The sequence below is a fragment of the Cellulosimicrobium sp. 22598 genome (genome assembly GCF_052044445.1).
In the GTDB taxonomy this organism is placed as follows: domain Bacteria; phylum Actinomycetota; class Actinomycetes; order Actinomycetales; family Cellulomonadaceae; genus Cellulosimicrobium; species Cellulosimicrobium cellulans_G.
Window position 1 is genome coordinate 185,409 of the sequence record NZ_JBQEMZ010000010.1, and the last position, 10,736, is coordinate 196,144.

General features: G+C 67.9%; 10 protein-coding genes and 1 pseudogene. 3 read left to right on the forward strand and 8 right to left on the reverse strand.

The window, feature by feature from the left end; genetic code table 11:
• Positions 1-114 precede the first annotated feature (114 nt).
• A complete protein-coding gene (locus ACTJIY_RS12935; RefSeq protein WP_440674137.1) occupies positions 115-960 on the forward strand; it encodes an anion permease in 846 nt (281 codons plus the stop codon).
• Between the two features lie 149 nt (positions 961-1,109).
• Here ACTJIY_RS12935 and ACTJIY_RS12940 read toward each other — a convergent pair whose 3' ends face one another.
• The 8 genes and pseudogenes from ACTJIY_RS12940 to ACTJIY_RS12975 form a co-directional block, all read right to left on the reverse strand.
• Positions 1,110-1,517, reverse strand: a complete 408-nt coding sequence (locus tag ACTJIY_RS12940) for a transposase (RefSeq protein WP_440674138.1) — start codon at positions 1,515-1,517, stop codon at positions 1,110-1,112.
• A 175-nt stretch (positions 1,518-1,692) separates the two neighbouring features.
• Positions 1,693-1,986, reverse strand: a pseudogene (locus ACTJIY_RS12945) (IS3 family transposase); the annotation flags it as partial.
• A gap of 450 nt (positions 1,987-2,436) precedes the next feature.
• Complete coding sequence (locus tag ACTJIY_RS12950; RefSeq protein ID WP_440674139.1) at positions 2,437-3,267, reverse strand: ABC transporter permease; 831 nt, start codon at positions 3,265-3,267, stop codon at positions 2,437-2,439.
• The gene (locus tag ACTJIY_RS12955; protein WP_440674140.1) at positions 3,264-4,211 is read right to left on the reverse strand and encodes an ATP-binding cassette domain-containing protein; all 948 of its coding nucleotides are present in this window, start codon (positions 4,209-4,211) and stop codon (positions 3,264-3,266) included. The genes ACTJIY_RS12950 and ACTJIY_RS12955 overlap by 4 nt, the downstream gene beginning before the upstream one ends.
• A 1-nt stretch (position 4,212) precedes the next feature.
• A complete protein-coding gene (locus tag ACTJIY_RS12960; RefSeq protein ID WP_440674141.1) occupies positions 4,213-4,989 on the reverse strand; it encodes a hypothetical protein in 777 nt (258 codons plus the stop codon).
• Positions 4,990-4,998: 9 nt separating this feature from the next.
• Positions 4,999-6,321 (reverse strand): vWA domain-containing protein, encoded by a 1,323-nt coding sequence (locus ACTJIY_RS12965; RefSeq protein ID WP_440674142.1) that lies wholly within the window; start codon positions 6,319-6,321, stop codon positions 4,999-5,001.
• A complete protein-coding gene (locus ACTJIY_RS12970; RefSeq protein WP_440674149.1) occupies positions 6,318-7,466 on the reverse strand; it encodes an ATP-binding protein in 1,149 nt (382 codons plus the stop codon). The genes ACTJIY_RS12965 and ACTJIY_RS12970 overlap by 4 nt, the downstream gene beginning before the upstream one ends.
• A 53-nt stretch (positions 7,467-7,519) precedes the next feature.
• The gene (locus tag ACTJIY_RS12975) at positions 7,520-7,756 is read right to left on the reverse strand and encodes a hypothetical protein (RefSeq protein ID WP_024842381.1); all 237 of its coding nucleotides are present in this window, start codon (positions 7,754-7,756) and stop codon (positions 7,520-7,522) included.
• A 414-nt stretch (positions 7,757-8,170) separates the two neighbouring features.
• Between ACTJIY_RS12975 and ACTJIY_RS12980 the strand changes: the two genes are divergently transcribed.
• Positions 8,171-9,541 (forward strand): MFS transporter, encoded by a 1,371-nt coding sequence (locus ACTJIY_RS12980; protein ID WP_440697243.1) that lies wholly within the window; start codon positions 8,171-8,173, stop codon positions 9,539-9,541.
• A gap of 286 nt (positions 9,542-9,827) precedes the next feature.
• The gene (locus tag ACTJIY_RS12985) at positions 9,828-10,643 is read left to right on the forward strand and encodes an alpha/beta hydrolase family protein (protein WP_440674144.1); all 816 of its coding nucleotides are present in this window, start codon (positions 9,828-9,830) and stop codon (positions 10,641-10,643) included.
• Positions 10,644-10,736: the final 93 nt, after the last annotated feature.

A 10,736-nucleotide genomic window follows, 5' to 3' on the forward strand; every position in this document is an offset into this window, starting at 1 on the left:
TCTCTGTCACCCATTGCCCTGCTTCTCGCGATTGCCTTTACCTTCATCGTCGGGCTCAACGACGGTGGAGCCCTCCTCGCCCCCGGCCTGCGCCTGCCTCGTCGCAGCGTCGTTGTGAGTGGCGCGGTCCTCACCACGTGTGTCGTCGCGATTCCGCTGATCGGTGCGACCGGCGTCGCGCGAGCCCTGCACGACGGGCTGGTTCCAGCACAAGACGCAGCCACCGCGGTGATCCTTCTGGGCTTCGTCGTGGCAACCGGCGTTGTCTTCGCCCTGTCACGACGTGGGATTCCGACAAGCCTGACCCTTGCGCTCGTCGGCGGAGTCACGGGTGCGGCGCTGGGTGCGAGGGCGACGATCGACCCTCACGTTCTCCTGCGGGTGCTGATCTTCGGAGCGCTCGCCCCGCTCGCCGGTCTTCTCCTTGCGTTTCTCGGGTCGCGTCTGTGGCGTTGGGTCCGGGCTACCTCGTATCAATCCACCGTGACTCGGACGCACTCGCTTGCGTTCGTCCTCCAGTCGCTCGCCTACGGCATGAATGACGGGCAGAAGGTCCTTGTCCTCTTCTTCGTAGCCACCGGGCACTCCGCGGAACTTCCCTGGTGGACCTTCACCCTGATCGGAGGAGCTTTCGCGGCAGGTACCGCGGTGGGCGTCAGGCGGATGGGCAGAGGAGGAGCAGACGTCCTCAGTGCGCACCCCGTGCACATCGTGACCGCAGAGCTCTCTGCCGCCACGGCGGTGATTGCCAGCTCGGTGGCCGGGGCACCGGTCAGCATGACGCAGGCCATCACAGGCGGTTTCGTGGGAACGGGCCTGCACGATGGGGTGCGGCGGCTTCGGTGGAGTAGCGCAGCGCGGGTCGGTCTTGCTTGGGCAATCACCCTTCCCTCCACACTTCTGGCTGGCGCAGCCGTCTCGGCGGTGGCGTTCTTCGTCCACACGTATGTGAGTTCGTGAGACCCGATCATCGCACCGTTGCGGCGAGTTCCACGTTCTCGGGCGAAACCAGTCGGCTCGTTCGACGGGATGCTGTGACCGCACCTGTCAACGATCTCGACAGGGCAGCGGAGCCTGACCCGGTTTCCCGGACAGGTTCTGTTGGTTGATCATGCCGCGAGCTCGGCGGCGATGTGAAGGGCTTCGAACTCGGTGGGGCTGCGGTAGCCAAGTCCGGAGTGTCGGCGCACGGGGTTGTAGAAGCCTTCGACCCACTCGAAGATTGCGGACGCGAGTTCGGCCTTGGTCGCCCAGTGCTGGCGGTCGAGAAGCTCGCGCTGCATGGTCGACCAGAACGACTCGATCATCGAGTTGTCCACGCTCGAGGCCACCCGGCCCATCGATCCGAGCAGGCCGGCGGCGCGTAGCCGGTGGCCGAAGATCCAGGATGTGTACTGGCTGCCGCGGTCGGCGTGCACGATCGTGCCGGGTGCGGGCCGGCGTCTCCAGCGGGCCATCTCGAGCGCGTCGACGACGAGTTCGGAGCGCATGTGGTCGGCGATCGACCAGCCGACCAACCTGACGGGTGAACACGTCCAGGACCGCGCAGCAGTACACGCGCCCCTCGCTGGTGGAGTGCTCGGTGATGTCGGTGCACCACAGCCGGTCAGGCCCGGTGGCGGTGAAGTCGCGGCGCACCAGGTCCTCGTGCGGCGCGGGCAGGGGTCGATGGCCTCGTCGTTTGCGCCGGTGACACACCCCGACCAGGCCCGCGTCGCGCATCAGGCGCGCTACGCGTTTTCGCCCGCACCGGATTCCCAGACCCAGCCGTAGCTCGGCGTGCACGCGCGGGGCACCATAGGTCGCCCGCGAGGCGTGATGGATCCGGGTGATCGTCGCAGCCAGGCCCGCGTCGGAGACCGCCCGCGCCGACGGCGCTCTGCCGTCAGCTTCGTAGAAGCCTGAGCGAGAGATGCCCAGCACCCGGCACGTCACCGCGACGGGCACTCCGTCGCCGGCGAGCTCGCGAACGAGCCGGGCACTCATTTTGGGAGCACGTTCTCCCGGGCGAAGTACGCCGACGCCCGCTTGAGGATCTCGTGCGCTCCTCAGACGTCAGCCCCTCGCGCCGACCGGCATCGACATCGTCCTGCGCCATCCACCGCCGCAGGCACGACTCTCTGATCCCCAGATCCTTCGCGTCCTGCCGCACCGGCGCATCACCGCGCCGGGCCAGGTCCACCGCTCTACGCCGGAACTCCGGCGGCTTCGCTGCAGGCATCACGGACTCTCTCCCGAGGCGATCATCACCTCAGACCGGGCGTCCGGGAAAGCGGGTCAGGCTCCGACGACGACAGACCCGACTTGGCCGATTGACCCCATCGAGCCCGAAGCCATCATGACCACGTTGGTCAATCAGGCCTCATGGCCGACTGTCGCAGATCCATGCAGCAGCCCCTACGGGCACGCGACGATGACGAGGATGCATCGGTGTTCCTACCGAGCGAGGTTCCGGTAGCGCTGGGCCGCCAAGGGGAGGAACACAGCGATGAGGATGGCGGGCCAGGCGATGGCGAGGAGTGTGGCATTCTCGGCGGCCCACGACGCTGATGTGGTGATGCCGGGATTGCCGAAGAGTTCGCGCGTGGCAGTGACTGTGGCGGAAAGTGGGTTCCACTCGGCGATGACCCCGAGCCAGGCTGGCATCTGGGTAGGGAGGACGAAGACGTTGGAGATCATGGTCAGCGGGTAGATGGGCGCGAGGGCGACGCTCGCGAGGTCTGGCGACCGCAGCGCGAGGCCGAGGTAGATGCCGACCCACGCGAGCGCGTAGCGCAGAAGCAGCAGGAGCCCGATCGCCGCGAGGGTCTGCCATACGGTTCCGTTGGCGCGCCAGCCGACCAGCAGTCCGCAGGCGAGCAGGGCGATCAGTTCGAGGACGGATGCCGCAAGGTCGGCGAGGCTTCGGCCGGTGACGACGGCGGCGCCCGACATGGGAATCGTGCGAAACCTGTCCGTGATGCCTTTGGCGGTGTCTGTGGTGACGGAGATGACGGTCTGGGCCATGCCGAGCGCCATCGTCATCACGAACAGCCCTGGCATCAGGAACTCGCGGTAGTTGCCGCCGTCGGGCAGCGTGATCGCGCTCCCGAACACGTACCCGAACATGATCACCATGACGATCGGGAAGAGGAGGTTGCCGACAAGTCGTGACGGTTGCTGGCGAAAGTGGGTGAGGTATCTGCGGGCGACGATCAGGCTGTCGTGCAGAGCCCACCGCGACGGCGAGCCGGGGGCCGTTGCGGTGAGGGGGGCGAGCGAGGTCATGCTGTCTTCTCCTTCCTATCGGTGAGCTTGAGGAACACGTCGTCGAGGGTCGGCTGGCGCAGGGCGACGTCTTCGGGGTCGATGCCTGCCTCGTGGAGTTGCCGGATGGTGGTGCTCAGGCTGTGGAACCGTTCGGGAGCCGGCGCGCTGACGCGGCGACGGTGGAGGTCGATGCCGGGGTCAGTGCCGGTCGCGGCGGCGACGATGCGTGCGGCCGCATTCGTCTGTTCCTCGTCGCGGAGTGCGAGTTCGATCCGGTCACCCCCGACGCTCTCTTTGAGTTCGCGGGGTGTGCCGCGCGCGATGATCGTCCCGCTGTCGATGACGGCGATCTGGTCGGCGAGGTGATCGGCCTCATCGAGATACTGAGTCGTCAGTAGAACGGTTGTTCCAGCGGACACGAGTTCTCGGATATCGGTCCCGACCTCGGCGCGCGTGCGTGGATCGAGACCGGTGGTCGGCTCGTCGAGTAAGAGCACACGTGGCGCGAGGATGAGGCTGACAGCGAGGTCGAGGCGACGCCGCATCCCGCCGGAGTAGCCGCCTGCGGGTCGGTCGGCGGCGTCGTGGAGTGCGAACCTGTCGAGCAGGTCGTCTGTTCGCTGGCGCGCCTGTCGTCGGTCGAGGTGGTAGAGCCGGGCGAACATGTCGAGGTTCTGCCGTCCGGTCAGGATCTCGTCGACGGCCGAGAACTGTCCGGTGAAACCGATCGCGGCACGTACTCGGCCGGCGTCTGTGGTGAGGTCGTGTCCGGCGATGCTGGCGTTGCCGGAGTCGGCTTTCAGCAGCGTGGCGAGAATGCGCACCGCCGTGGTCTTTCCCGCACCATTGGGGCCGAGCAGCCCGCATACTGTTCCTTCGTCCACGGAGAGCGTGAATCCGTCGAGCGCCCGTTTCTTTCCGTAGGTTTTGCGGAGGTCGGTGGCGCTGATCATCGCGGTCATGTCAGTTCCTTTCTTCGGGTGGTTTCGGGGCGCTCGGGCCGCTGAGCGCTCGGAGCACGGCGGCGTGTTCGGCGGTCGTGCCGGCGTCGCGGGCGTGACGGGCGTCGTCGGGTGTGAATCCGGCGACGACCCAGGCAGGGACTTCCGTTCGGGGGATGCCTGCGTCCCACCACAGCCGTAGGAGTTCGAAGCCGTCGTGGCCAGCTTCAGCGAGGGTTGATGCTTCGGAGGGGGTGAAGCCGATGCTGTGGCACACGGCGGCCTGTGCCGGGTCGAGGCCGGTTCTGGCCCAGGGCACGGCCGTTGCGGCATCGCGCCATCCGGCGTCGAGGTAAGCGCGTCCGGTCGCGACAGGAACTCCGGAGCGGAGCAGCGCCCGCATGGTCGCGGACTGTTCGCCGGTCAGCGTGTCCGACTTGCGAGGGCGGTGTCCGAGCAGGGTCCGCCACCAGGGTCGGGGGCGTGGTCGTTCTCCGGCGAGGTGCCGTTCTGCGGCCTCGGTGTGGCTGTAGCCGAGTTCGTGCCATTGCACGGCGTCGCGGGGTGTCATTCCGGCGCGCAGCAGCGGTTGCACGGTGTAGGGGGTGAGGCCGGCGGTGCGCCAGGCGTGCGCGTCGCCGGGGGTGTAGACGCCGCTGTCGCGCCAGCGTTCGGCGGAGCTCAGCAGGAATCCGTTGTCGATCCAGCCGCGTGCTTCGGCCACGGTGAAGCCGCGCTCGGTCCAACGGTGGAGGTCTTCGGGCTCGGGGTCGGGATGGTCGTCGTAGGCGATGGTCATGGGTGCTCCTTATGCAGTGGCAGGGAGGGCGATGACATGTGCCCATCCAGGTGGAGGTGCCTCGGGGTGGTAGCCGGGGCCCGGTTCGACCAGGCCGATCACGACCGGCACGGGCGGGCGGTGGTCCGGCCACGGGGTTTGCCCGTCGGTGAGGACAAGGATCAGATCGGGCCGGGGTCGCAGCGTGAGCGCGGCGCTGATGCCCTCGCGCATATCCGTGCCGCCGCCGCCGAGCAGCTCGATCTCCTCTGCGCGGCGGATGGTCTGGACGGGGTGGGCGTTCAGGTCGCAGCAGATCACGTGCAGCCGCCGGCTCGGTCCGCTGGCGCGGGCGATGATCGCCGTCACTTCGGCGAGGAAGCCGGTCAGGATCGCGGGTGTGATGCTGCCGGAGGTGTCGATGACCAGCGCGATCTCTGGTGCGGGAGCGACCATCGCAGGCATCACGATGCCGTCCACGGCCGGCCTTCGGGAGGGACGGCTATAGGAGAAGTCCACCCGGCCTGCCGCCTGCCGCGCTCCGCGGCGCAGCATCGCTCCGAGCTCGGCGCGCCAGTCGACGGCGGGATGCAGCCTCTCGCTGGCCCAGCGTCGCCAGCCGCCGGGAATCGTGGCTCGCGCGGCCGAGCGGGTTTCGATCTCGCGGGCGACGGCCAGTTCGAGGATGTCGCGCTCGGTCTCGCTGAGACCGTCGCCACTGGCTGAGTCCTCGTAGTCGTGCGGGATCCCGTCCGCCGCGCTGCCGCAGTCGATCAGTTCGGCGAGCCGCCGCCCACCCTTGCTGTGGGCAGTGTCGAGAACCTCGATGAGTGACATGTACTCCTCGGCCAGTCGTCCCTCGGGCAGCCCGAGTGCGCGTGGCGAGATAATCCCGGCCGGCGAGTCGAGTCCTGACGCTTCGAGGTCGTCGTTGACCTCGGCGTCCGCGGCCTGGTTCCACTGCCGTGCGAGGGAGTCCGGCGTACCCGCCTCGCCGGCGGCATGCGTGCTTGGAGCGCTGGCTGACACCGGGGAGCGGGTCGCGTGATGGCGGACAAGATGCCCGATGTGGTGCAGCAGCCACCAGCCGACCACCGGCGGGGCCGTCGCGAGCGTCGTGCCGGGATCGAGGTGGACGTTCCAGCGGGTGTCGGCCGGGAACGCCCGGAAGTCGTCGTCCGGGACGGGCTCGCCGGTCTCTTCGTCCACGTACGGTTCCAGCACGACCGGTCGGAGTGCGAACAGCGCACTTGCGAGGTATGGCGCCTGTGCTGCGGCCCACAGCCGCGCCTCGGCGAAGCGGGCCAGCACCTCGGGTGTGCGCTCAGGGTCGGTCGGAGCCGGGCCGGTCATGGCATGAGTCCTGCCGTGCGAAGGATCGGGGCGAGCTCGAGCATGGCCGTGGGCAGGTTCGCCCCGGCTGGCCGCTGGGAGGCGAGGGCTCGGGCGGAGGTTGCGGCTACGTCGGGCGTGGTCTTGGCAACCCGAGCGATCACGTCCCATGCGCGCTCCCATGCCGACTCGCTCGCGTCCGCGTGAACGTGGGCGACGACCGCGCCGAGCAGCGCGTGCAGGTGGTCGGGCCGGTCCGGCAGTGGCGCGTGGGGGTCGTTCAGCACCGACTCAGGGTCGGGCAGGTCGAGCGTGCGCAGCCAGGACAACGCCTCGAACCCTGCCGCCTCGCCGACTGCGCCGATCACCAGCGCGGCGATCGTCGCCTCGTCGCTGGCATTCGCAACCCCGGCGGCCAGGCCGCGCGCGGCCATCTCCCAGCTCCGAGGGCTTGGCCAGCTCCGCCCCGCCCGCTCCGGCGAATCCGGCACGGCGAGCACCAGCTCCGGCCGGATCCGCAAGAATGCACCGATCTGCGCCTTCGCTGTCGCGATCTGCCCAGACGTCGGCGCGGCGACAGGGGCGGCATCGGCGACCGCGAACCCGTGAGCGAATCCCTCAGCGACCCCGGCGGCCTCGATCTGCCAGTCCAGATGCACGAGCCGGTTCGCCAGCGGTGCCGACAGCTCCCAGCCGTCCGCGGCGACGCTGGGCGGGTTCGCTGCGGCGACGACACGCACGCCCTCCGGGAGCACAAGATCGCCCACGGCGCGTTCCAGGACGACGCGGAGCATCGCGGCCTGCACCGCGGGCGGTGCCGTGGTCAGCTCGTCCAGAAACAGCAACCCGGACCCCGCCGCGGCCAGTCGTTCGGCCCATCGTGGCGGCGCGAACCAGGTCCCGTCATCGCGGATGACGGGGAGACCGGAGAAGTCGCTCGGTTCGCGGATCGAGCCGACCACTACCTCGATCGGCATTTCCAGCTGCTCAGCAAGCGCCATGACGGCGGAGGTCTTGCCGGTCCCTGGCGCACCCCACAGCAGGACAGGGAGGTTCGCCCTCACTGCCAGTGAAAGCGCCGAACGCACGGTCTCGTTCTTGGTCATGAGGTCCTCCTTCATATGCGTGCGGACAGCACGAAACCTCCCGTTTTCGGGCGTGCTGATCTACGGTGGCTGAGGCTGCTGCTCAGCCACCTGCGGTGGCGCTGGCTAGAGGTCTACTTCTGGCTGCCGAACAAACCTCTGCCGCCGTACTTCTTGTGGATGGCCTGCTTGGACACGCCCAACACGGCCGCGATGTCGACCCAGGTCGCTCCCTGGTTGCGGGCACGGCGCACCAGCACCGCCTCCACACGCTCCATCTCCTTGCGAACCTGCACGGTCGCATCCAACCCGACCAGCGGGTCCTCGCTCGCCGTCGCCCGGGCCAGCGCCGTCAACTGCTCCACGTCCATGCGGTCAACCATAATTGACCGCTTGACCGAAGTCAACCTGGATTGACCGATGCGCTGGGGGTGGAGGGCTGCGCTCGGCATGGAACGGTATCGACCGGGGCGCCGACCCTCCGCAAGGTCGACGTCGAGCGCTTCTCCGACGCAAGCCCTCGCCACGAGGGCGGCGGCCCCGACCTCAGAGCATTTCGGGTGAGGAGGTCAAGTCACCACAAGGTCCAAAACCTGGACGAACGAGCATCACGTCGGCTCATCAGAGCATTGAAGGCTCAGTAGCCCACTCCATACGGTTGCTTCGAACATCACGATCGAACCGAGCACAGAAGGCAGGGTGTGGGCATGGTGGCTGACGGCAGAGGCATCGTCGCAGAACAGTCCAGTCGGCGCCGGTGGTTCGCCTTCGCAGTCTTGTGCGGCATGCAGACGATGATTGTCATCGATGTCAGCATCGTCACGGTCGCGCTTCCTTCTATCCAACGCGATCTCGATATCGACCAGTCGCATCTGAGTTGGGTGATCAACGCCTACACGATCGGATTCGGCGGTCTGCTGCTCTTGGCAGGACGTCTAGGAGACCTCATCGGACGCAAGACCGTCTTCATCGCCGGCGTGGCTGCGTTCACCGGCGCCTCCGCACTGAGCGGGTTGGCATGGAGTCAAGAAGTTCTCATCGCGACCAGGTTCATCCAGGGCGTGGGTGCAGGCTTGGCATACGCGGTGGCCATCGGCGTTGTGATCACGCTTTTCACCGAGCCGCGAGAACGTGGCCGAGCGCTGGGGCTGGTCGGCTTCGCGCAGGCCGCTGGAGCCTCGGCGGGCATCGTCCTCGGCGGCGTCATCTCGCATGCTATGAGCTGGCATTGGGTCTTCTACGTCAACGTCCCCATCGGGATCGTCGCCTCCGCACTGGCCGTCCGGCTCATTCCCCGCGACCGTGGCCTGGGATTACGTGCGGGATTGGACGCCGCCGGCGCCGCGCTTGCCACAGCCGGACTCATGCTCGGCGCGTATGCCGTGGTCGCCGTCGGCGACCACGGCTGGAACTCCCCACACGCGCTCGTCGGCCTTGCATCGCTGGCGCTGCTGGGTGGCTTCGTCCTCCGGCAGGCGACCGCCCGCGTCCCCTTGATCCCTCTTGCATTCCTGCGCAACCGCACCCTGGCCGGCGGGAACATCATCCACATCCTGACGACGGCAAGCACCGTTCCTTTCACCATCCTCATCGCCCTCTACTTTCAGCAGGTCGCGGGATATAGTCCCCTCGACGCCGCGCTGTCTCTGATGCCGCTCGCGATCGCCTCAGCCCTCACATCGCTCACGCTCTACCCGCGCCTAGCCGCTCGTTTCGGGAGCCGCAGCCTGCTGGTCACTGGCCTGACCGCCGTGACGGGCGGTCTCCTGCTCGCGACCCGCCTGCCGACCGATCCGCTATACGCGGTCGACATCCTGCCCGCGATCACGCTGGTCGGCGCGGGCAGCGGGATCGTGATGCCAGCGGTCATCGCGACCAGCATGACGGTCCCCGACCTCCGGGACGCAGGACTGGCTTCCGGTGTAGCCGCCACCTCAGGCATGGTGGGCGATACCGCAGGCATCGTGATCCTCACCACGGCAGCCGCCGCTCACACCGCCACGCTTCTCAGCGGTCGTTCGCAGCCGCTGCCCGCGCTCAACGACGGATTCCACGTCGCGTTCGGCATCGCCGCGGCACTCGCAGCCCTAGCAGCGGCGATTGCCTCACTGCTCCTACGCCGCCACGCTCCTCTGAGCACGCCCGTGCCACGATGAAGATGCACACGCGACCCAGTGGCATGCCGCTGTCACACACCTTCGTGCAACCCGCCTCCGTCATCTACCGGCATCGTTGCTCCTGCATCGCGTGCGCGTATCCGCGCCCCTTCCCATCTTGATCCCCACGAGCAACGAGGTGCCGCATGACTGAGGAACTAAGGACCGAGTGGACCGGTGTCACAACAGCATTCGGTGACCTGCGAGCCCTCCTGCACATGTCGTCCGTCTTGTCGGATGATGAGCCGCGTCCCGGGGTCGTGCTCGTAGACGGTTCTGTGACGGGGTGTGTGACGACTGGGGCTGCTGGCCAGAGCGGGTCGCATCGTGCGACGCCGTTGTGCTCACCTATGACAAGCCCGGCTGTGGTGGTTCGCCTGGACACTGGACCCAGCAGACGATGGCAGATCGGGCCGTCAAGGCGCTGGCTGCCGTCGAGGTTCTGCGCGCCGACCCACGTTGCCAGGGGCAACCGGTCGGTCTGCTCGGAGTGAGCCAGGGAGGATGGGCGTCGCTGCTGGCGTCCGCGATCGGCGGTACGGACTTCGTCGTCTCGGTGTCAGGCCCGGGCGTCTCACCTGCCGCGCAGGAGCGGGATCGTATCTCTCGCGAGCTGGCCGGTCTTCCGTCTCAGGAGCACGCGGACGCGATGGCGTGGGTCGATGAGCGCTGCGCGCGACTGGTCGCCGGCGAGCCGGTCGACGCGGTGCTCGCCGACCAGCAGCGGTTCACTGGCCGCTCGTGGTACTCGGCGGTGTCTGTCGCCTACGACACCCAAGAGGACCTCGCCTTCGTCGCAGGCATGCTGGACTTTGACCCGGTGCCGGTACTGCAGTCGGTCACCTCGCCGGTGCTTGTGCTGTTCGGCGGCTCCGACCCGCTCATCCCGGTCACGGAGAGCGTCGCGGCGTACGCGGAGAACCTCGCCGCGCTTGATGGCGCGAGTCACGGGCTCGCCATGTTCCCGCGCGCGAACCACGACCTGTTCGTCCCCGACACTGCGCCAGGCGGCAACGCTGGACAGCTGGCCGCAGGAGTTCTTCCGATGATCGCGAGTTTCCTTACCGACGCCCGCGTGCGGCAACCTTCCTCGTTACCTTGAACCCGAGCCTGGTCGGCTAGGGCGTGTTGCTAAAGGTTGATTCGTGGTGTGCGGGTGACGCTTGGAGCGTGTCGCGTACTGAGATCTCCGATG